This window comes from Mammaliicoccus sp. F-M27, from assembly GCF_022387115.1.
Lineage (GTDB): Bacteria > Bacillota > Bacilli > Staphylococcales > Staphylococcaceae > Mammaliicoccus > Mammaliicoccus vitulinus.
In genome coordinates, this window is sequence record NZ_JAJNIE010000002.1 from 61,109 (window position 1) to 83,213 (window position 22,105).

The following is a 22,105-nucleotide window of genomic DNA, read 5'->3' on the forward strand; positions in this document are numbered from 1 at the left end:
TAATAATTATCCAATAGCTATTTATTGTTTAATCTTTACGATTTAGTGAATCTTCTTTAGTAAATCCATTTGGATATCGTTTTTCAAGCTTTGCTATGTTGGACATGGCTATATCATTTAAATCCATATCGAGTGCTTTAGCGCAACAAGCGATATACCACAATACATCTCCTAACTCTTTCTTTAATTCTTGCTCGTCTAATTCATGACCATGAAACACATGTTTTTTTACGATATCAGCGACTTCGCCTGCTTCTCCTGTTAGTCCTAAAGCACCATTAATTAAGCTTTGTTCTGGATCTCTTTTTATGTCTGACATCGTTCTTAATGCGAGTTGTTGATACTCATTTAATTCCATAATGCTACCTCTTTTCAATTTGATTTTTTAACAATTGTATAACAGATTGTGTGCCGTTATCATCAAATCCTGCCTCACTAAGGGCATCATATACTTCTTTTGCTTTAAGTAAACCAGGCATATATAGTCCCATTTTTTCACTTTCTTCAATCGCGATTTTCATATCTTTTATAAAATGTTTAACATAGAATCCAGCTGCATAATCATTTTTAACCATTCTTGGTCCTAAATTAGATAATGACCAGCTACCTGCTGCACCGTGTTCGATAGAATTGAACACTTTTTCTATATTTAAACCTGCTTCTTCTGCATAAATAATTGCTTCTGCTACACCTAACATTCCAGCTGCAATCGCTATTTGGTTAGATAATTTCGTATGTTGACCATTACCACTTTTACCTTGATATACAACGTTTTTGCCAATAACTTTGAAGATGTTCTCTACTTGACGATATGCATCTTCATCTCCTCCGACCATAATTGTTAGTGCTGCATTTTTCGCACCTACATCTCCACCTGAAACAGGTGCGTCTAAACTTTTAATATTTTGAGATTTAGCTTTTTCATAAATTTTTTCAGCTAATGCTGGACTTGAAGTTGTCATATCAATGACTATGCTACCTTCTTTAGCGTGGTTTAAAATGCCTTCTTCACTTAAATAAATGGATTCAACATCTTTAGGGTATCCTACGATAGAAATAATAACGTCACTATTCTGCGATAATAATTTAACCGTATCACACCACTCGGCACCTTGTTCAATTAGTGAATCAGCTTTTGATTTTGTTCTATTAAAAACATTTACTGTATATCCTTCTTTAATTAAATGCTCTGCCATAGATTTCCCCATGACACCAGTACCTACAAATCCAATTGTTTGTTTAGTCATCAAAAATGCCTCCTATTTTTATCATATACAATCATTATACCGATTTATCAGAAAAATCTAAATCATTGAACATATAGACATTCATAAATTTCACAATCCATTTACATAAAATAAACATTATTTAACGTTTATTATTAAAACTGAAAAACCTATAAAAATTCATTAATAAATTTAGTTTGATTTTAATTTGTAGTGGTATTCAATTAATGTTGATACATAAGTGTCAAACATATAAATAGAAAAGAGGTTCTAACATGAAGAAATTTATAATGTTGCTATTATCTTCATTCCTATTTTTAGCAGCTTGTGGCAATGGAGATAGCGATAGTAGCAAAGATGATTCTTCTGCTAATAAAGATTCATCTAAATCTGACGATTCTTCAAAATCAGGAGATAGTAAATCTGATAAAGATTCTAATTCTGATGGTTCTTCAAAATCAGGTGACAGTAAATCTGATAAAGATTCTAATTCTGATAGCGATAGTAAATCTAATAGTGATGCTAACGCTGACTCTGAGAGCAATGATAAGTCTTCTGAAAGTACAAATAATAACAATTCAGACGCTAGTAATAGTAGTGCTTCTTCCGACTCTAATTCTAACAGTTCCAATTTTTCAGATGACAATGGAACTTCAAGTTATGATGCAACAAGTAACGCCAGTAACTCAAATAATCGTTCAGCTGATGCAAATGCTTCTGCAAGTAATAACCAAACAGTTTCAACACTTGGATCTGAACAAGCACAACAAATTTATAACGAAACAGGCTCTAATGCCTATTTAAACTCCATTAATGCAGATTGGAGACAAAAGTACGAAGGCGGACTAACTAACCCTGAAAAAGCTTCTTTAAATGCATTAGAGGTAGGTACTTATAACGGTCCTGAACAACCTGAATTATTCTATAATGCATTAGTTCAAATTCAACAACAATATGCACAATAAATTAAAGGTCTCTTCATTAGGTTATAACCTAGTGAAGAGACCTTTTTATATTTTTAAATTTCATGATTTTGAAAGTGCATGCTTGTCTAGGGGTAAATCGCACGAAGACTAATCATAACCTTGAAATGTTAAGTGTGTACTTAATTCAGCATATACTGGTTTATTTGTTCGATAAAATAATCTTTCATCTCATTGATAATCCATTCATCTGGCATACCATCAACTGTTGTTTTCCAATTCGTATGAATTTCTAATGAACGGTGTGGACATTCAGTTTCACTAAATTCTAAATGTAGTCTCACTGTTTCCCTATTTGGCGTTAAATTATAATCTATCATGTCTGTCGCTATTGTTCGAAATGTTTCTTGTTCATTTAATAAAAATTCTTCATCCGTACTTGAAAGAGATTCTAACACTTCATAACCGATATATTGTTCATTGCCAATTGGATGAGCAGTATGCCATGCGATATTTTCAGTATCGATTGCTTGCCATTGTTGATTCCGATCAATATAGTAATGTGCTATCCCTTGTACATATCGTTCTTCAGGTGCATTTATTAATACTTCGCGCCATTCATTTGCATTTAATTCACTGGCATCATTATGAATAACTACACCTAGTAGAGGTTCGGTTCTTTTCTGCATATCGTAATTAATATAATCATTTTGTGATGTCATCGTTATCCTCCCCCATAAATATTAACTTTTATTTATCTTAACATAAATAATTCATGAACTTGAAACTGTTTATACATCTAAATAAATGGTAATGTAATAAAAGAACGATTACAGGAGGTTATATATTTATGACACAACATTTTCATAAAGGCATATTATTTTATCATAAAGCTGCTGGACAAGGTAATATATACAAAGAACTTGGACAAGTTACTGAAAACTTAACGCAGCTTTGTGATGACTTAACAATAAAATTAAGTAAAGAAGAAGGACAAATTAAATCGTATTGCAAAGAAATCGCTGAAAATAATCATGTTAGTTCTTTTGATGTTTTTTTCATACTAGGTGGCGATGGAACTTTAAATGAACTTATAAATGGTGTTGTAGAAAACAATCTACAAATACCGATTGGTGTGTTGCCTGGAGGAACATTCAATGATTTTACAAAGACGTTAAATCTTTCTCAAAAACCAATGCAAGCATCTCAAGATCTATTAAATAGTCAAATTAAATCGTTTGATGTTTTAGATGTAAATGGTACATATGCACTTAACTTTGCTGGTATAGGCTTAATGGTTCAAAATGCAGAGAACGTTGAATCTAATCAAAAAGAATTATTTGGTAAGTTCAGTTATGTGTTTTCTACAATAAAAACAGTTTCAAATCCTGAAATTTATAACTATAGATTAATAGCAGATGGAAAAGAGTATTCTGGTGAAACTTCCATGATTTTAGTAGCAAATGGTCAAAATGTCGGTGGTAGTAAAATTCCATTAGAAGATTTATCACCAAATGATGGCAAGATGAATATCTTTATATTCGACAAACAAAACTTTAGTATCATTAATGACTTTTTCAAAGTAAAAGATAGCATGAATTGGAATGAAATTAGCGAAAGTATTACACATATTTCTTGTGAATCAGCATCTTTAGAAACAGATCCACATGCAAAATTAGACATAGATGGCGAAATATTATTTGAAACACCAGTGGATATTAAATTATTAAAAGATCAAGTTAAACTACTATATTTAGATATTAATAATCAATAAAGAAGCTGGTACATAAATCCCAACTCAAAAAAAACAACTCATTCTACTGATTCATTCAGCTAGAAACGAGTTGTTATTTTTTATAAAATTTACGATTTTGTTCGTGCATGTTTGCCTAGGGTATGGTTCGATTATAAGAAAAAGAGTAGGAATTCAATTTTAATTATGAATTTCTACTCTTTTTTAATTTCTAGGAAATTTATATCCTAGACACTTTTACTATTTAGTTTCAAATACTATTAAACTTGGATGTTCCCTTGTTCATCTGATGGTCTTAGAAGTGCTAAAACAGCACTTATTATCGCTATAATATGTGGGATTCCCGTCCAACAAAAAGCTAAATGTAACAAACCTACTACGGGCTTTTGTGCATAAAATTTATGAACACCAAAGTTGCCTAAAAGAACTGCTAATGCAATATATATCCATTTATTAACTAACATTATACCCCTCCTTCAACTATAAGTTCATTATATCTCCTACTTTATAGTAATACCCTAATGTGAACTAACAATATCATATATAAAGTGACGTTTTTGTAACATAAAAAAAACCTGCCGACATAGTCAGTGACTTTGTCGGCAGGTTAACAATCATTTCTAGTTCCCTAAATAATCGTTAAACTCAGCTATAAATTGTTCTTTATCGTTTGCTGAATGATATTTTAACCCGCCTAACATAATCGACTGGCTACTTACTGTAATAAAGTCATAATCAATGGAATGTTTCAAAAATATATTTTTTGCATCTTCTTGATTGTAATTATTCTTTAGGTTTTCAAATACTAAAATCTTCTCATCAAAAAACATAACTGCCTCCAAAAAAAACTTAATATATAAATACTACAAAACTATATTAAGTGAGGCTAGGGGCAATTGATGTAAATTAATACAAATTAGACTTCTATACACAATGTGTGTAAAATAACAAAACAAATTTGAGTGATAGTTAATGTTTTTGACCGTTTATGATTCTTTGATAAATTCTGCTTCTAAATGCTCAATCATTTTTTTCGCTTTTTTTAATCCAGGAGACTCAGTTTCTTCTTTTTTGTGTTGAAGTTCCACTAAATTAAAATCCACTTCTTTTTTTAAAGTACTCCACATTTCATGATAAACACTTTCATCCATGATGAGTAACCTCCTATTCATAAATCTAACACTTAATATTTACCCTTATATTATATAAACAATCATTTATATAATATTTTTAATATGATAGACTTTATATAATATATTATATAGGAGTGTTTCTAATGGAATTTAGTACCGCGATAAAAAAAGGGTTAAAAGCCAACAAGAACGTTTATATTATGACTGTTGATCATATCGAGATTAAAGTAGAAGAGTTACTTAAAGATGGTTTCGAACATCTTTTAATTGAAACACCTGATCACATCATAAATGTAGCGAAGAAACAAATCATTTATGTTCAAACTGATAAATAATTAATGTAAAATTGTAGATTCTAATAAATATGTTTGTTCATATTTCACTGCTAACTGATGTATAAATTGCAGTAATTCATGAGCGCTAATATGATTGCTTTGAAATTGCTCTTTATATTTTATATATTGAGCTTTTTCCTCGTTGGTTGCAATTTTTTTGAAATATCCCCACATATGATCAAATGTATTCATAATTGACCCTTTAGTTGGTTCTGTTTTTTTAGCTGTTTTGATTTTAAATTCTAACGCTTCATACGACAAGTTACCTTTTAGTGATTCTCTAATATCTAAATATGCCTTCTGGCTATGCATCATTACGTTATATTTTTCATATCTCCACAATTTTTCAATCTCTGACCTACTTTTCATTTCATCACCTTCTCACATTGCAACGAGGTGCAATATTGTCTTGAGCCCACTTTAAATATAGTAATTTTTGATATTCTAAGTATGCTTTATCACTTAGTAGTTTACAATCACCGTATACATAAAATGGCGGTAATTTTTCATTTGAAAGCACACCATCTTGAAGTGCTAAGTTAATGACTTCACCCATTGTTTGAATTTTATGTTCAAATTCAAGCGATCTTTTTCCGCCTCTTCTTTTATGTTCTTTATCCATTTCTAATAATAATTGATATGCATCTAATAAATAAGGTTGGCCATTATTAAACACATGTTTTACAATCGGATGATTAAGATAACGGGTATCGCCTTTTATATATCCCAACTTTGCTAGACAAACATTAATAATCTGGTATAGTTCTAATACTTGTTTAGACAGTCTACGATTATCTAAAAATTTAGCACTTATTTCATGATCTTCACTTACTCTAAAGATTTGCATATATGCTTATACCTCTTCTTATCATTTAATCATCATAACAACTCCAAAACAAATCAATTTTGAAACTATCTATATACTAGTCATGCAAATCGATTTGATAAAATACTAAATCCAACCAAGTTTCGAATTTATATCCCACTTTTTCAAGTGTACCAACGTGTTTAAAACCTTTTCGCTTATGAAGTATCACACTACCCTCATTTGATGAATCGATACCTGCTACCATCGTTCTATATCCATTTTCTTTTGCAATTAAAATTAATTGATCTAATAACTGTGAAGCAATGCCTTGTCTTCTATAATTAGGGTTTACATAAATGGAATGCTCAATCGTATATTGGTAAGCTGCCCAATCTCTAAAAGGACCGTAAGAAGCAAAACCAGCAACTTCACCATCTTTTTCAAATACTAGTACTGGAAGATTGGATTTCAGTTTACTATTAAACCATTCTTTTCTTTCCTCAAGATTCGTTTTCTCGTATGTATAAACAGTTGTTGTATGAACAATTGCGTCATTATAAATATTTAATATACCATTCAAATCATTCTCAGTTGCATTTCTAATCATTAAGTATCCTCCGACATCTTTTTAATTTATTTAATCATATCAATCCACCTTAAAAAGTAAAGACTTTGATATAATATGTTGTATATGTTTTTTTAATGAAATAATAACGATAAATAAAATTGGAGTTGATCAGTTGTTCGAGTCAATCAAATTTACACGAGACGTTTTAGAGGAACATCATACCATTCAAGACCTAAATATAGAACCTTTGAATATCGAATATGAAAGCTGTTATTTCCGACTCGCTAATCATACATATAGAAGTAGACGTGCTAAAAAGACACCGAATAAAAAAGGATATTTCGTCGTATTTTGGGTTAAAGATGAAAACAATAAGAACAGGCCCTATACTTATGAAGAATCAGCAGACAAACTGATCATTACGATAATGGATGCCGCTAAAAAAGGTCAATTCATCATCCCTAAAGAAGTACTGCTTAAGAAACATATTATAAGTCATAATAATATAAAAGGAAAAATGGCTATGAGAGTTTATCCTAGTTGGGAAGAAAATTTAAATAAGACAGCTGCCCAAACAAAAAACTGGCAACAAGATTATTTTATAGATTTATCAGATAGCATAGATTCTTAAAATATTGCTAAATTATATTAAAAGTTTTTGGAGTGAAAAACGTGTTAAAAACATTAAACTTTATAAGTGCCTTAATGATTATAATTTCTCTTTTATATACGATTGTCGTTTATCAGAATTTACCTTCAGAAGTTCCAACACACTACAATTTATATGGTAAACCAGATGCATGGGGCAACAAACCGATTATATTTTTAATTCCTGGTATTTCTGCTTATGCATGGTTATTAATATACATCGTTTATAAATATTACGATAAAATCGCTAAGTTAGGATTGAATTTAAAAAATGAAATACCTTCAGAAGAAGCTATTAGATTCGATAAGAAATTACTAGTCGTTCTTAATTTTGAATCAGCTCTTAGTTTTTCATTAAGCCATATGAAAGATGTTTATAATATCCTCGGAGGAAATATTGATTTTGGGGTTTATGAACTTATCATTTTCCTAAGTGTCATTTTAATAACCTTGGTATATGGCATATTGAAAGGTAGAAAATATAAATAAGAGATAATTGTCTCTTATACAGAAGGTGGATAATAATTTGTTAAACGATTTTGATTACACACAAATGCTTAAAGGCGAATTATATTTAGCTCACGATATACAAGAAACAAATAGTTCTAAACACGGAAAAATAATCGCTCAAAAAATCAATCAGACTCCTATCGAAAATAAGGAAGAAATTGTTCGTTTAGAGAAAGAACTTTTTGGTCATACTGGAGAAAATATTTACGTACATCCTCCACTTCATATAGATTATGGTAGACATATCAATATCGGTGAAAACTTCTATGCAAATATGGATTGTATTTTTTTAGACGTTAATTATATAAATATTGGAAATAATGTCATGTTCGGTCCAAGAGTAAGTTTATATACAGCGGGTCATCCAATAGATCCAACAATACGTAATGACCAATTAGAATTTGGTCAAGCAATTAATATAGAAGATAATGTATGGATAGGAGGAAGCGCAACAATCTTACCAGGCGTAACTGTTGGTAAAAATTCAATAGTCGCAGCTGGCGCTATCGTAACTAAAAATGTACCTCCTAATACAGTGGTCGGCGGAAATCCTGCCAAGATTATTAAACATATAACAAAAGCTGATTATGAAAAATGGGATCGACTTAAAACAGAATACTACAAAAAGAAATTGAGTTTAAAAAACGATGCATAAAAAATCACCCAATCCGAAAATGAGTCTAACGGATTGGGTGATTTATTTTAAGAAAGGAAATGATATTTCAAGCTCTTATTTATTTTTATTTTCTTTTTCAATTTCTCGTGCTAAATTTTTATCATTATGGTCATCACTATAATTTAAGTTAATTACAATATTTTCTTTATCGGTTTCGCTACGTGTTTGACTTAATTTATAAGCAGCTTCGATTTTATTTATTTTTACTTTAAACCCTACTATACCTTTAATTTGTTTTTGAGTTTGAGATGATAAATTATCCCATGTTACTCCATCCTCATGATGGCTTTCATATTTATCCAACAGTTTTTTCAAATCTGCTTCTAGCTGTGCTTCGTTTAATAAACGCCCTTTCCCATACACGTGAATACTTTGATAATCCCATGTTGGAACATCTTCTGTTTCGTACCAAGTTGAAGAAATATACGCATGTGGACCTTGAAATATGATCAGTACATTGTCATTATTCTCAATCGTTTTCCATTGATTATTATTTTTAGCAAAATGTCCAGAAATCACTAATGCATCATTTGTTTCTTCAATGTTAACTGGTAAATGTGTTGCAATTGGCATTGTTCCATCATTTGTAACAATCGTTGCAAAATTATAAGTTGTTAAAAACTTCTTAATTTCTTGATAATCCTTCTTTTGATAATGTTTTGGAATATACATAAAATCCCCCCTCACTTAATAATATACTAGATTATAAAAAAAGGTTTAATTGAAAATTATTGTAACAATTCATCATTTATTTCGAGTATAGTTTGATACTTCATTTTTCACAATAAAAAAACCCTTGAAGCTATATGCTTCAAGGGTTTTAGCAATTAATATTGCTTCATATATTGTTCTCTTTCCCATTCAGACACTTGGGTACGATAGTAGTCCCACTCTAATGATTTAGATTGAATGAATTGGCGATAGATATGATTTCCTAATGCTTTTTTAATAACTGTATTTTCTCTCATTGCTTTAACAGCTGTGTAAAGTGTAGATGGTAAGTCTTGAACGCCTACTGATTCACGTTCTTCTCTATCCATTTCATAGATGTTTTGATCTACTGATTCTGGAGGTGTTAATTTGTTTTTAATACCATCTAAACCAGCTTCTAAAATTGCTGCTAATGCTAAGTATGGATTAGCTGCTGGGTCTACTGAACGAATTTCAACACGTGTTGATAATCCGCGTGATACTGGAATTCTTACCAATGGTGAACGGTTTTGTCCACTCCATGCAATATAACATGGTGCTTCATAACCAGGTACTAAACGTTTATATGAATTTACTAATGGGTTACATACTGCTGTAAATCCACGTGCATTTTTCAAGATACCCGCAATAAAGTGAAATGCATCATCTGTTAATTGCATTTCTCCGTTAGGATCGAAGAATGCATTTTCTTTACCATTGAATAAAGAAACGTTAAAGTGCATACCACTTCCGTTCACGCCAAATAATGGTTTCGGCATGAATGTTGCATGTAAATTATGTTTACGAGCGATTGTTTTTACAACTAATTTGAATGTTTGGATGTTGTCACATGCTGTTATTGCATCAGCATATTTGAAATCTATTTCATGTTGACCTGGTGCTACTTCGTGGTGACTAGCTTCAATATCAAAGCCCATATCTTCTAGTTCTAGAACGATATCACGACGACAGTTTTCACCTAAGTCTGTTGGTGCTAAGTCAAAGTATCCACCATTATCATTTAATTCTAATGTTGGTTCTCCTTGTTCATCTAATTTGAATAAGAAGAATTCTGGCTCAGGCCCTAAGTTGAAATCTGTATATCCGAGTTCTTCCATTTCTTTTAATACACGTTTCAAGTTTGTACGTGGATCACCAGGGAATGGGGAGCCATCCGGACTATATATGTCACAGATTAATCGTGCTACTTTACCTTTACCTGCAGTCCAAGGGAAAATTACCCAAGTATCTAGGTCAGGACATAAATACATATCCGATTCTTCAATTCGCACGAATCCTTCAATTGAAGAACCGTCAAACATCATTTCGTTGTTTAAAACTTTTTCTAATTGTGCAATTGGTACTTCTACGTTCTTGATTGTTCCTAAAATGTCCGTAAATTGTAATCTTAAATAACGCACGTTCTCTTCGTCAGCAAAATGAAAAATATCTTCCTTTGTAAATGATTGTTTAGCCATGTGATTATCCTCCAGTTTTTATTTAAAAAATCTTGATAAATCTCCACGGTTAAGTGGTCCTTCTGTTTTAGAAGTTCCTCTAATTACCCGCTCTCTCATCTTCAGTTCTTCATCAGAAAGGTCGTTTTGTTCTTGTAAAAGAATTTGTTTAATCCCTTTCATGTTAAAACCTTTTTCGATAAGATTTTTAATTTCAAGTAATCTTTCAAGGTCATTTAAAGAAAATAACCGTTGATTACCTTCAGTCCTTTTGGGTGAGACTAGCTCATTGCTTTCATAATATCTGATTTGTCTTGCTGTAAGCTCTGTTAACTTAATCACAACACCAATAGGGAACACGGCCATGTTTCTTCTAATTATGTCTCTTGACAGCACGACCGCCTCCTTCTATTAAGAACTTAAAATAAATTTAGCACATAAATTTTCAGAAAACAAATAAATGTTAGAAAACCTTACATAAAAATTATAATGCAACAAGTTCATTATTGATTAAATTTTTTACAGCTCGTGTAATAGCTAGTTTAACATGTTCATAAGTGAGACCACCTTGTATATACGCCTCATACGGTGCTCTTATAGGGCCATCAGCAGTTAATTCAATTGATGACCCTTGAATAAATGTACCTGCCGCCATAATGACATCATCTTCATAACCTGGCATATAACTTGGTAAAGGACTAAAATGCGCATTAATTGGTGATGCGTGTTGAATTGACTGACAAAATGCAATCATTTGTTCTTTTGTATCAAATGTAACGGACTGTATAATATCAGTTCGTTTATCTTGATAATGTGGTGTAGTTGTCATATTTAACTTTTGTAATAATAATGATGTGAATAAAGCACCTTTTAGACTTTGGCTGACAACATGCGGTGCTAAAAAGAATCCTTGATACATTTCAGGTAAACTTCCTAAAGATGCACCCGCTTCTTTACCTATTCCTGGTGCCGTTAAACGATATGCACATCGTTCGATTAGATCACGTTTCCCCGAAATATATCCACCTATTTTAGCAAGTCCACCACCTGGATTCTTAATAAGTGATCCTGCTATAAGATCTGCACCTATTTCAATAGGTTCTCTATCTTCTACAAATTCTCCATAGCAATTATCTACAAATATAATGATATTTGGATATTTAGCTTTAATAAGTTTTATAGCAAATTCAATTTGATCGATGGTTAATGAAGGTCTTGAACTATATCCTTTTGATCTTTGAATTGCAATGACCTTTGTGCTTTCGTTGATGCTTTCAAAAACGGCGTCCATATCTATCTCATGCTCTTTTAATGGAACTTCGTTATATGAGATACCTTGTTCTAGGAAACTACCAATACCATTTCCATTTACGCCAATAACCTCTAACAGTGTGTCATATGGTGTCCCTGTTATATATAATAATTCTTCACCATATTTAAGCTGACTATTTAGCGCCAACGTTATAGCATGTGTACCAGAAATAATTTGTGGACGAACTAAACTATCTTCTGCTTTAAACACTTTACTGTAAACTTCTTCTAAATGATCACGTCCAATATCATCATAACCATATCCTGTTGTTCCTACTAAATCCGATTCAGTAATTTTCACATCATGAAATGCATCTAATACACGTTCTTGAGCAGTCAATGCATTTTCTTCTATGCCATCGAAATACGGTCTTAATTCAGTTTCTACTTCTTTGATTAATTTATTTAATTTTTGTTCCATTATTCTACCTCTTATTTCTGTTTATAACCTTTAATGTGATATGAATTCGTTTCTTCATCGAATTCTAATGTCTCCACTAAAGTGTGTGTTCTTTGCCAATATAATTGATCAGCATTTGTGGATGAAATTGTCATTTCATAATATTCCATCGTTTCTTTAATCATTTGTACTAATTTTTCTTTCACTTTAACTTTATCTTTCACGTCTCTTGCAGATACGAATATAGAATGTTCAGAAACGGCTAATTGAGCACTTTCAACCATGTCTTTCTTATTAAAGACGACTAGCATCGGGATATGTCCCATTTCTAGCTGATTGACTAGAGACATTACCGTCTCGTATTGTTCCATATGATGAGGATGACTTGCATCTACAACATGAATAAGCAATTGGGCGTACTTCGCTTCCTCTAAAGTTGATTTAAATGCTGCAATAAGTGTCGTAGGCAATTTTTGAATAAATCCAACAGTATCGGACAATATGACATTGAACCCATTATTAATCGTAATGGCTCTTGATTTTGGGTCTAATGTAGCAAACAATAAGTCTTGTTCAAATGTTTCATCATTTGATAACTGATTAAACCACGAAGATTTACCAGCGTTCGTATATCCTATCAATGCAACTTGATAAGCTAGATTTTGTTGACGTCGCTCTCTATATCTTGAACGATGCGAAACAATTGTTTCTAACTGATGCTTTATTTCATTCATTCTTGTTCTAATATGTCTTCTATCTGTTTCTAATTTCGTTTCACCTGGACCTCTTGTACCTATTCCGCCTCCAAGACGCGACAAGCTTATTCCGTGCCCAGACAATCTTGGTAACAAATAATCTAATTGAGCAAGTTCAACTTGTAATTGTCCTTCTCTACTAGATGCTCTTTGAGCAAATATTTCTAATATAAGCTGTGTCCTATCGATAATTTTCGTATTAAACAACTCGTCTAAATGTTTAGATTGTCCAGTTGTTAATTCATCGTTAGCAATAATGGCATTAACTTCTATGTCGTTTAGTTCTATAAATTCAATAACTTCTTCGATTTTCCCTTTACCAAAATAATATTGTTGGTCAGGTCTTTCTCTTTTTTGAGTGAATACTTCTATCACTTCAAGTTGACTCGTTGTTGCTAAAGATTTCAACTCATCAACTGTTGATTGAAAAGTAGCTTCATCAATTTTTTTATCATGAAAAGCTAGTAATATTACCTTCTCAGTATCACGTTTAGTCGATTTCATATCATTTTTCATTTTATCACGCTCTCTTTAATTTCATTTTAACATATAAATCGATATGCATATTGATATGACTTTGATTAATTTTTGATTATAATGGAAATAAGAAAAGGAGTGATTGCAATGTCTATTTATGACTTCGAAGTTGCGAAAACAAACGGTGAGAAATATTCATTATCTGAATATAAAGGAAAAGCAATATTAATCGTTAATACTGCTAGTGAATGTGGTTTCACTCCACAATTTGAAGGATTAGAAGAACTTTATCAAGATTATAAAGATAAAGATTTTGTCGTACTCGGTTTTCCTTGTAACCAGTTTGGTAATCAAGAACCCGGCGACTCATATGAAGCGTATCAAAACTGTAAATTAAACTACGGTGTCACTTTTCCTATGCACGAAAAAATAAAAGTTAAAGGTTCAGAACAGCATCCACTTTATGACTACCTTACATCTGCTAAAAAAGGTATTTTAAACGGATCGATTAAATGGAACTTTACGAAGTTTTTAGTTAACAAAGATGGAGAAGTCGTTAATCGTTTCTCTCCACAAAAAAGTCCAGAACAATTAAGAAGTTCTATAGAAGAAGTATTATAAAATATAGACACAATATAGAACGTCGTTTTAACAAAAAATGATTGAATAGTCGTAGGAACAAAGCTTGGGACATAAATACCCATTCTCAAATAAAGAGAGCATAAATTCTTGTTTTTTAAAGAATTTACGCTCTTTTAAGTTAATCTGGGATGTTAATATCCCAGGCTCAAACATTGAAATATTTTATTCTTTGCATGGTCGTTTTTTTAAAGGATATAACCTAAGTTCAATGTTTTCTCCGTGTTTAATATCCTCAAGTTGATTTTCTGTTAAAGGTTCTGTGAATTCTTCATCATTCCAATGATCGTAATAAACAGCATTTTCCCCTTCAATTCTTAAAACTGCATAAATATCTTGGTCGCTTGGTAAATCAATATTATACATTTCGTCTTTCATCACTAAACACCTCCTTCAATATATCTTTCGTTGCCATTTTTTTACAAATAAGATATATTATATTTGTAAACACTTATATACAAAACCTTCAAAATTCTTCACTTTCCCAATCTAAAGTGAAGAATTTTCTCATTATCTTAGTGATGCTTTTTTAGTCAACTATTATCAAAAATAGTTGACTAATAGTAGGAACAGAGGCTGAGACAATTAATTTGTCTCAGCCTCTGTTATTCGTCACAAGATTTTATTCATTTTCTTTGTTTTCTTCGTCTTGCGCATCTACGAAAGTTGAAATAGCATGTTTGTAAATTAGATTTTCTTTCCCCTGAATATCTAATAGCACAACATTATCGTCAAAATTGACGATTTTGCCTTTCATTTGAAATCCATTCAGTAAAAATACTGTCAGTTCAGTACCTTCTGATTTGAACTTCTCCAATAATACTTCTTGAATATTTTCTTTCTCTGCCATATGACTTTCCCCTTCACTTGGATAATTGGATTACGTTGTCCGCGATTTCTGATAAAGACTGTTTATCCCGTTGAAACCAAGTAACATTCATTTTATTTTTAAACCATGTCATTTGACGCTTGGCATACCTTCGTGAATTTTGCTTGATTTGTTCTTTAGAAGTTTCTATGTCTATTTCTCCCTTAACTACAGGTATTAATTCTTTGTATCCAATGGCTTGCATACTTTGCGAATGTTCATACCCTTCCTCAACAAGATTAGACACTTCTCTTAATAATCCTCGCTGCAACATCATGTCCACACGCATATTAATTCTTTCATATAATATTTCGCGCGACATTTCTATCCCAACTAATATTGTACTATATTTTCCAGAAAATGTCTGGCTTTTCTTTCTTTCACTTAAAGTTTTTTTAGTTTTCAAGTAAAATTCAATGGATCTTTCAACTCTTTTACGATTGTTTGGATGCACTGTTGACGCGGTTTCTGGGTCAAACTCTTTTAAATAATTGTGCAATTCGATATTTGTAAAATTAGATAATTCTTTTAATTTATTTTTAATAATTTCCATTTTTTCCGAACTAATATCTTCTTCTTCAAGCTGATAATCGTATAGAACAGATTGAACATATAATCCTGTTCCACCAACTAAAATTGGTAATTTACCTCTACTATGAATATCATCTACTACTTCTGTAAAATCTTGTTTAAATTTGTACACAGAATATGGTTCATCAGGTTCATAAACGTCTATTAAATGATGAACGATACCTTCTTTTTCTTCCTCGGTCACTTTTGCAGTACCGATATCTAACCCTTTATATATTTGAAAAGCATCACCGTTTATAATTTCCCCATTTAACGCTTTAGCTAATTTAATACTCAATTCTGTTTTGCCAACAGCAGTTGGACCTACTATTGCAATTAATGGTTTATCATTCATTGGGGGATTCCTCTTTTTCTAATAATTTAATTTGCATGATTAACCAATTATATAAATGTTCGTAAACGGCATATTGATTCGTTTCAAATAAGACTTCATGACGTTTATTTTTATATAATTGTACAGTGACATGTTTAACACCTGAACGTTTATAAATAGAAGCTAATTGTTTAATACCTTTTCCAAACCCACCGAAATGATCTTCTTTTCCTGATACAAGTAAAATAGGCATATTAAAATTTTGTTTTTTAATGAAACTTGGCTTTTTAGTTTGTACAGTTGTTTTGACAGTTTCTAATAACACTTTATGCGAAACTGGAAATCCAGCATAGGTATCTTGTTCGTATTGTTCACGGTTCTCATCACTTTCACTAATCCAATTATTATCTTTGTTTAAATCTTTATGTTCTCGGTTCGTTGTTTTAAATGCAATATTGTTAATAAATTTAGACTTAGTGCGACTACCTAAAAACAAATTCACTATTTTTAATCCATATAAATTTAATTTACCTCGTAAATTAGAATATACGACCGTACCTGATAACAATAAAATATCAACATCATCTGGATAGTCATGTACAAATTTTCTAGCAATTAACGAGCCCATTGAATGGCCTAGTAATATATATGGCAAATCTGAATTTAATTCATTTCTAAAAGTGTCTCCTACCTCTTTTACGTCATCTACTAAATCTTGTAACGTATTAAAATGCCCTCTCGTAGACTCTTCAATATTAATGCCATGCCCACGGTGATTATGGCGAATAACATGAAAACCTCTCTTACATAAATATTCTACAATGTGATCATATCTATCTTTATGTTCAGCCACACCATGCAAAATATGTATGATGCCTAATGGTTTTTCATCTGATTTATCTATCGTAACTTCTAAAGTTTGTCCTGTAGATAAAGTGATTCTATGATTAAATCGTCTCAAAGACATTCGCCTCCCTTTGAATCATTATAGCAAATTCTATACTGCTTAAAAATATATTAACCACACTATATATCAATACAGTTATTTTTTCATTTCATGTACATTTTAGCACAAAAAAGCTGCCCAAAAATTTCATAACTTTTGGGCAGCTTATGTTCACTCTAACATTTGTTAGAATTTAATATACTTTATATTTTTATTATTTTACGATTGCTGGTTGATCGTTTGGATTAACCGCTTCTTTAATTGCTTGTTCTAATTCTTCTTTATATACACGTTTGCTGTCATTATCGTAATTCAACACTTTCGCCATTACTTCAACAATAGCGTCTTTATGTTCTAACACATAGTTGATATCGAAGTATAAACGTCCTGAACGACGTACTAAAAAGTCAGTTGGTTTATGAACCATTTCTTTTTGAATGCTGTAAATTACTTCAGCATATACTTCTATTGGTAAATTAACATCTGCAACTTGCGTAGCGTGCGCTATTTCAAATACGTCATCTACGTTTGAACCGTATTTTCTAGCTAAGTAACGTGCTGCATCTTCTGATAAGTTGTAGTTTTTAGCTTCTTTAACTTTGCTTTCAACAAATGATTCATAATTTTTACTACCACCAACGTTACCACCAGAAATATAAGTTTCTTTAGTGTTACATGGTTTGAATGATAATTTGTATTCTTCTTTTAGGCGTTTGCTTAATAAGTTAACAATGTCTTGAGCCATGTGACGGTAACCTGTTAATTTCCCACCTGCAATCGTAAGTAATCCTGAGTCGCCTTCCCAAATTTCATCTTTACGTGAAATTTCTGAAGGATCTTTACCTTTTTCGAAGATTAATGGTCTTACGCCAGCCCATGTAGATTCTATATCTTTATCTTCTACTTTAACTGTAGGGAACATATAATGAATTGCATCAAGTAAATATTGACGGTCTTCTTCTGTAACTTTAGGTGATGATTTATCATTGTCATATATCGTATCTGTAGTACCTACATATGCTTTTCCATCTCTAGGAATTGCAAAGATCATTCTGCCATCATTTTCAGTATCAAAGTATACTGCTTGTTGTAATGGGAATACACTTTGATCGATTACAATATGCACACCTTTAGTTAATCTAAGTTGTTTATTGTTTGTTGAGTAGTCTTTACCTCTTACTTCATCTACCCAAGGTCCTGCTGCATTAATTACTCGTTTACCTTTAATTTCAAAAATTTCATTTTGTAATAAGTCAGTAACTTCTATACCAGAAATTTTATTCTTTTTGTCATATAAGAAATCATTTGATTTAGCATAGTTTATGATATCCGCACCAAATTCACGTGCACGTTTCATTACTTCAATTGTTAAACGAGCATCATCAGTACGATATTCAACGTAATATCCTCCAGCTTTTAAACCATCTTTCTTAACAAGTGGTTCTTTATTAATTGTTTCATCTTTACTTAACATTGTACGACGTTCTGCTTTTTTAACGCCCGCTAAGAAGTCATATACTTTTAGGCCGATAGAAGTTGAGAAAGGCCCCATGCTTCCACCTTTATGCAATGGTAGTAACATCCACTCTGGAGTTGTTACGTGTGGACCATTTTCATAAACAATCGCTCTTTCTTTACCTGTTTCAGCAACTACGCCTACTTGGAATTGTTTTAAATAACGTAAACCACCGTGAACTAATTTAGTACTTCTTGAACTTGTACCTTGTGCAAAGTCTTGCATTTCAACTAAAGCTACTTTCATTCCACGTTGAGACGCATCTAATGCGATACCTGCACCAGTAATACCTCCACCTATAACTACTACGTCATAATCTGTCTTTTTAAGTTGATCTTTAACTTGATTACGGTTTAATGCTGATAATTGTTGCATAATCATTTCCTCCTATTAAAATGTAAAAAAATGAGAGACTCATCCCTACAATAAATTGTACGAACAAAGCCTCTCACGTCTCTACGGAATATTAACTTACCTTAATGATAACACAACTTAGTCTAATTTAAAAGCTTGAGTGGCTTTTACTGCAGTTTTCCAACCTTTATAAAGTTTTTCTCTTTCTTCTTCTTCAAGTTCAGGTTTGAATTCTGTTTCTAATTTCCATCTTTGTTGTATTTCATCTTTTGATTTCCAAAATCCTACTGCTAATCCAGCTAAGTATGCAGCACCTAGCGCAGTCGTTTCACTAACTTCAGGTCTTTCAACTGGTGTATTCACAATATCCGCTTGGAATTGCATTAAGAAATTATTCTTAACCGCTCCACCATCTACTCTTAATGTTTCTACATTAATTCCTGAATCTTTTTCCATCGCTTCTAATACATCTCTTGTTTGGTAACACAATGATTCTAACGTTGCTCTAATAAAGTGTTCTTTTTCAGTACCACGTGTTAATCCGAAGATTGCACCTCTTGCATCAGCGTCCCAATATGGTGTACCTAAACCAACAAATGCTGGTACTACATAAACACCTTCAGTAGATTTAACACGTTTAGCGTAAGCTTCAGAAGCTGGCGCAGATTTGATCATTCTTAATCCATCTCTTAACCATTGAATGGCAGATCCGGAAACGAAAATACTACCTTCAAGCGCGTAATTTACTTTTCCATCCAAACCATATGCTAATGTTGTAAGTAAACCGCTCTCCGATTTCACAGGTTTCTCTCCTGTATTCATTAACATAAAGCCACCAGTTCCGTATGTGTTTTTAACATCTCCACTTTCGAAACAAGCTTGACCGAATAATGCAGCTTGTTGGTCACCTGCTACACCGGCAATCGCAATTTTTTCACCGAAGAAATGATGTTCTTGAGTATATCCATAAACTTCACTTGAAGGTTTAACTTCAGGTAACATTGATGCTGGTACATCAAGATATTCTAGTAATTCTTCATCCCATTTTAAATCGTAAATGTTATACATTAATGTTCTACTTGCATTTGAATAATCTGTTACATGTGTTTCACCCGTAAATTTCCAAATTAACCATGTGTCAATTGTTCCGAATAATAAATCACCGTTTTCAGCTTTTTCTCTTGCACCTTCAACATTATCTAAAATCCATTTTACTTTTGTACCTGAGAAATAAGGATCTAGTAATAATCCAGTTTTTTCTCGGAAAATAGGTTCTAAATCTTTAGCTTTTAATTCTGCACAAATTTCTTGTGTTTGTCTCGATTGCCATACAATTGCATGATATACTGGGCGACCAGTATTTTTGTCCCATACAACTGCTGTTTCTCTTTGGTTTGTAATACCAATACCTTCAATTTGTTTTGGACTGATGTTATTTTCATTAAGTACACTTGAAATAACAGCTAGAACAGATGTCCAAATTTCATTTGCATCATGTTCAACCCAACCGCCTTTTGGAAAATATTGTTTAAATTCTCGTTGACTAACAAATTTGATAGTTCCCTCTTTATCAAATAGTATAGCTCTTGAACTTGTTGTACCTTGGTCAATTGATAAAATGTATTTTTCCATATTAAACACTCCTATAAATTTGTTTGTTACAGAATTTCTGAAACTTCATCTTTAAGGATAGTTTTATTCAATACGATACCGAATAATACTACAATAACTGTAAAGATGATTGAGAAAATAATGAATCCATTAACAATCCCGTTAAATAAAATGTTATACAATGCTGCACCTAACATACCACCTGAGATAGGTCCTAAAATCGGAACAATCGCATATTTCCAGTTAGATGATCCTTTACCTGGAATTGGTAATAGCATATGCATAATACGTGGACCAATGTCACGAGCTGGGTTAATTGCATAACCAGTCGCACCACCTAAACTTAAACCAATTGCTACGATTAATAGTCCTACGATAAGTGGATTTAAACCATCTGTAAATTTATTAGCTCCTATAAACAATAATCCCATAACTAAAGCCATAGTACCAATAATCTCACTCATGAAGTTAGCAACATAGTTTGGATATGATGGTCCAGTAGAGAATACAGCTAATTTTGCACCTTTATCCTCAGTTTTTTTCCAATGCGGTAAATATGTAGCCCATACAAATCCTGCACCAATCATGGCACCGATCATTTGAGCAATAATGAATGGCACAACTTTAGACCATGGAAATGATCCATCAATTGCAAAGCCAAGTGTTACAGCAGGATTTAAATGTGCCCCCGAAACACTTCCAGCTGCATATACGCCTAGCATAACAGCAAGCCCCCAACCTAATGATATGACAATCCAATCAGCGCCTTTACCTAAAGCGCCTTTAAGATTGACGTTAGCACACACACCTCCACCAAATAATACCAAGATGGCTGTACCAATTATCTCTGCTAAAAATTCACTCATATTAAACACCCTCCTATAATTTACGTGCTAATACATAAAAATCCCTCTACAAACATACAGCTATACCTAATATTCGTATAATTATTATACAAATTAATGGCATAGTTTTAGTTATAGAGGGTCTCATTTACTCATCTCATATATTAACTTAATTAGAAGTATAATACTTAATGAAAACGTTGTCAAATTAATTTACCAAATTGATACATCGCTTGATGTGATGTATTGGGCACCGCTTTCAATAGCAAGGTTAATTTCTTCTTCTGTATTGATTAATCCACCTGCAATAATACGCTTACCAGTTTGATCGCTAATTTCTTTTATGACTTTAGTTGCAACGCCTGGAAGAACTTCTACTAAATCCGGATCTGATTGTTTAATCAGTTCAATACTTCTACTTAACGCAGTGCTGTCTAGAATAAACACTCTTAATATCGTTAATGTATTTAATTTCTTTGCACGTTTAATAATTTTAGATTTAGTTGAAATCACACCGTGAGGCTTATATTGTTGTATAACATATTCAACAGCTGCTTCATCATTAGACAAACCTTTTATAAGATCAATATGCAACATAACCTCTTTATTATGCTTTTTCATTTGTTCTAAAATACCTTGCAAATGACCTATATGCGTATCTAATAGTACGCAGCGATCATAATCCATCTTAAAGAACTTTTCCATGTCTTTCATAGATCGAATAGCCGGCAAAATATATTTATTCATCTTAT

At 32.0% G+C, this 22,105-nt stretch carries 29 protein-coding genes; 7 read left to right on the forward strand and 22 right to left on the reverse strand.

The window, feature by feature from the left end; all coding sequences use genetic code 11:
- Positions 1-28: 28 nt before the first annotated feature.
- Both LQ598_RS02630 and LQ598_RS02635 read right to left on the reverse strand, forming a co-directional pair.
- On the reverse strand, positions 29-358 hold the full coding sequence (locus LQ598_RS02630; RefSeq protein WP_016912266.1) for a nucleoside triphosphate pyrophosphohydrolase family protein: 330 nt from the start codon (positions 356-358) through the stop codon (positions 29-31).
- A 4-nt stretch (positions 359-362) separates the two neighbouring features.
- Positions 363-1,247 (reverse strand): NAD(P)-dependent oxidoreductase, encoded by an 885-nt coding sequence (locus tag LQ598_RS02635; RefSeq protein WP_016912267.1) that lies wholly within the window; start codon positions 1,245-1,247, stop codon positions 363-365.
- A gap of 254 nt (positions 1,248-1,501) precedes the next feature.
- Here LQ598_RS02635 and LQ598_RS02640 point away from each other — a divergent pair, with 254 nt between their 5' ends.
- Positions 1,502-2,191: a hypothetical protein gene (locus LQ598_RS02640; protein ID WP_239745144.1), complete on the forward strand. Its 690-nt coding sequence runs from the start codon at positions 1,502-1,504 to the stop codon at positions 2,189-2,191.
- Positions 2,192-2,331: 140 nt separating this feature from the next.
- Here the strand turns inward: LQ598_RS02640 and LQ598_RS02645 are convergent, their stop codons facing one another.
- Positions 2,332-2,871 (reverse strand): N-acetylmuramoyl-L-alanine amidase, encoded by a 540-nt coding sequence (locus LQ598_RS02645; protein ID WP_016912269.1) that lies wholly within the window; start codon positions 2,869-2,871, stop codon positions 2,332-2,334.
- A 128-nt stretch (positions 2,872-2,999) separates the two neighbouring features.
- On the opposite strand from LQ598_RS02645, the gene LQ598_RS02650 reads away from it, so the two are divergent.
- On the forward strand, positions 3,000-3,923 hold the full coding sequence (locus LQ598_RS02650) for a diacylglycerol/lipid kinase family protein (RefSeq protein WP_119609212.1): 924 nt from the start codon (positions 3,000-3,002) through the stop codon (positions 3,921-3,923).
- A 239-nt stretch (positions 3,924-4,162) separates the two neighbouring features.
- On the opposite strand, the gene LQ598_RS02655 is transcribed toward LQ598_RS02650, so the two are convergent.
- From LQ598_RS02655 to LQ598_RS02665, 3 genes are all read right to left on the reverse strand, one after another.
- Entirely contained in the window at positions 4,163-4,366 is a 204-nt protein-coding gene (locus LQ598_RS02655; RefSeq protein ID WP_103322736.1) for a TM2 domain-containing protein, read from the reverse strand.
- Positions 4,367-4,522: 156 nt separating this feature from the next.
- The gene (locus LQ598_RS02660; RefSeq protein WP_236005702.1) at positions 4,523-4,744 is read right to left on the reverse strand and encodes a hypothetical protein; all 222 of its coding nucleotides are present in this window, start codon (positions 4,742-4,744) and stop codon (positions 4,523-4,525) included.
- A gap of 144 nt (positions 4,745-4,888) precedes the next feature.
- Complete coding sequence (locus tag LQ598_RS02665) at positions 4,889-5,053, reverse strand: hypothetical protein (RefSeq protein ID WP_239745145.1); 165 nt, start codon at positions 5,051-5,053, stop codon at positions 4,889-4,891.
- Positions 5,054-5,178: 125 nt separating this feature from the next.
- Here LQ598_RS02665 and LQ598_RS02670 point away from each other — a divergent pair, with 125 nt between their 5' ends.
- A complete protein-coding gene (locus LQ598_RS02670) occupies positions 5,179-5,370 on the forward strand; it encodes a hypothetical protein (protein ID WP_016912274.1) in 192 nt (63 codons plus the stop codon).
- Here LQ598_RS02670 and LQ598_RS02675 read toward each other — a convergent pair whose 3' ends face one another.
- From LQ598_RS02675 to LQ598_RS02685, 3 genes are all read right to left on the reverse strand, one after another.
- On the reverse strand, positions 5,371-5,739 hold the full coding sequence (locus tag LQ598_RS02675; protein ID WP_103322945.1) for a YbgA family protein: 369 nt from the start codon (positions 5,737-5,739) through the stop codon (positions 5,371-5,373).
- A 4-nt stretch (positions 5,740-5,743) separates the two neighbouring features.
- Entirely contained in the window at positions 5,744-6,217 is a 474-nt protein-coding gene (locus LQ598_RS02680; protein ID WP_107537465.1) for a pyrimidine dimer DNA glycosylase/endonuclease V, read from the reverse strand.
- 76 nt (positions 6,218-6,293) lie between these two features.
- On the reverse strand, positions 6,294-6,785 hold the full coding sequence (locus LQ598_RS02685) for a GNAT family N-acetyltransferase (protein ID WP_239745146.1): 492 nt from the start codon (positions 6,783-6,785) through the stop codon (positions 6,294-6,296).
- Between the two features lie 133 nt (positions 6,786-6,918).
- Between LQ598_RS02685 and LQ598_RS02690 the strand changes: the two genes are divergently transcribed.
- The 3 genes from LQ598_RS02690 to LQ598_RS02700 are packed head-to-tail and all read left to right on the forward strand — an operon-like array spanning position 6,919 to position 8,559.
- Positions 6,919-7,377 carry a MepB family protein gene (locus LQ598_RS02690; RefSeq protein WP_239745147.1) on the forward strand — a complete coding sequence of 153 codons (459 nt, stop codon included), beginning with the start codon at positions 6,919-6,921 and terminating at the stop codon, positions 7,375-7,377.
- 41 nt (positions 7,378-7,418) lie between these two features.
- Complete coding sequence (locus tag LQ598_RS02695) at positions 7,419-7,883, forward strand: DUF1648 domain-containing protein (protein WP_239745148.1); 465 nt, start codon at positions 7,419-7,421, stop codon at positions 7,881-7,883.
- A gap of 37 nt (positions 7,884-7,920) precedes the next feature.
- Positions 7,921-8,559 (forward strand): sugar O-acetyltransferase, encoded by a 639-nt coding sequence (locus LQ598_RS02700; protein ID WP_345773306.1) that lies wholly within the window; start codon positions 7,921-7,923, stop codon positions 8,557-8,559.
- 75 nt (positions 8,560-8,634) lie between these two features.
- On the opposite strand, the gene LQ598_RS02705 is transcribed toward LQ598_RS02700, so the two are convergent.
- The 5 genes from LQ598_RS02705 to hflX all read right to left on the reverse strand — a co-directional run bounded on the left by LQ598_RS02705 (position 8,635) and on the right by hflX (position 13,709).
- Complete coding sequence (locus tag LQ598_RS02705; protein ID WP_239745150.1) at positions 8,635-9,252, reverse strand: FMN-binding negative transcriptional regulator; 618 nt, start codon at positions 9,250-9,252, stop codon at positions 8,635-8,637.
- Between the two features lie 155 nt (positions 9,253-9,407).
- Positions 9,408-10,748, reverse strand: coding sequence for a type I glutamate--ammonia ligase (glnA, locus tag LQ598_RS02710; RefSeq protein ID WP_016912282.1), 1,341 nt, complete (start codon positions 10,746-10,748; stop codon positions 9,408-9,410).
- 18 nt (positions 10,749-10,766) lie between these two features.
- A complete protein-coding gene (locus LQ598_RS02715) occupies positions 10,767-11,123 on the reverse strand; it encodes a MerR family transcriptional regulator (protein ID WP_016912283.1) in 357 nt (118 codons plus the stop codon).
- A gap of 88 nt (positions 11,124-11,211) precedes the next feature.
- A complete protein-coding gene (locus LQ598_RS02720) occupies positions 11,212-12,459 on the reverse strand; it encodes a methionine gamma-lyase family protein (RefSeq protein WP_239745152.1) in 1,248 nt (415 codons plus the stop codon).
- Between the two features lie 11 nt (positions 12,460-12,470).
- A complete protein-coding gene (gene hflX / locus LQ598_RS02725) occupies positions 12,471-13,709 on the reverse strand; it encodes a GTPase HflX (RefSeq protein ID WP_239745153.1) in 1,239 nt (412 codons plus the stop codon).
- 108 nt (positions 13,710-13,817) lie between these two features.
- Here hflX and LQ598_RS02730 point away from each other — a divergent pair, with 108 nt between their 5' ends.
- Complete coding sequence (locus LQ598_RS02730) at positions 13,818-14,291, forward strand: glutathione peroxidase (RefSeq protein ID WP_016912286.1); 474 nt, start codon at positions 13,818-13,820, stop codon at positions 14,289-14,291.
- A gap of 183 nt (positions 14,292-14,474) precedes the next feature.
- On the opposite strand, the gene LQ598_RS02735 is transcribed toward LQ598_RS02730, so the two are convergent.
- From LQ598_RS02735 to LQ598_RS02770, 8 genes are all read right to left on the reverse strand, one after another.
- Entirely contained in the window at positions 14,475-14,687 is a 213-nt protein-coding gene (locus LQ598_RS02735) for a hypothetical protein (RefSeq protein ID WP_192977685.1), read from the reverse strand.
- A 244-nt stretch (positions 14,688-14,931) separates the two neighbouring features.
- Complete coding sequence (gene hfq / locus LQ598_RS02740) at positions 14,932-15,159, reverse strand: RNA chaperone Hfq (protein WP_016911571.1); 228 nt, start codon at positions 15,157-15,159, stop codon at positions 14,932-14,934.
- Between the two features lie 13 nt (positions 15,160-15,172).
- Positions 15,173-16,102 (reverse strand): tRNA (adenosine(37)-N6)-dimethylallyltransferase MiaA, encoded by a 930-nt coding sequence (gene miaA, locus LQ598_RS02745; protein ID WP_016911572.1) that lies wholly within the window; start codon positions 16,100-16,102, stop codon positions 15,173-15,175.
- Positions 16,095-17,042, reverse strand: coding sequence for an alpha/beta fold hydrolase (locus LQ598_RS02750; protein ID WP_239745154.1), 948 nt, complete (start codon positions 17,040-17,042; stop codon positions 16,095-16,097). The genes miaA and LQ598_RS02750 overlap by 8 nt, the downstream gene beginning before the upstream one ends.
- Positions 17,043-17,241: 199 nt before the next feature.
- A complete protein-coding gene (locus LQ598_RS02755) occupies positions 17,242-18,918 on the reverse strand; it encodes a glycerol-3-phosphate dehydrogenase/oxidase (protein WP_239745155.1) in 1,677 nt (558 codons plus the stop codon).
- Between the two features lie 117 nt (positions 18,919-19,035).
- Positions 19,036-20,529 carry a glycerol kinase GlpK gene (gene glpK, locus LQ598_RS02760; protein ID WP_103322955.1) on the reverse strand — a complete coding sequence of 498 codons (1,494 nt, stop codon included), beginning with the start codon at positions 20,527-20,529 and terminating at the stop codon, positions 19,036-19,038.
- A gap of 26 nt (positions 20,530-20,555) precedes the next feature.
- Positions 20,556-21,374 carry an MIP/aquaporin family protein gene (locus LQ598_RS02765; protein ID WP_016911575.1) on the reverse strand — a complete coding sequence of 273 codons (819 nt, stop codon included), beginning with the start codon at positions 21,372-21,374 and terminating at the stop codon, positions 20,556-20,558.
- Positions 21,375-21,566: 192 nt separating this feature from the next.
- Entirely contained in the window at positions 21,567-22,100 is a 534-nt protein-coding gene (locus LQ598_RS02770) for a glycerol-3-phosphate responsive antiterminator (protein ID WP_016911576.1), read from the reverse strand.
- Between the last annotated feature and the right edge of the window lie 5 nt (positions 22,101-22,105).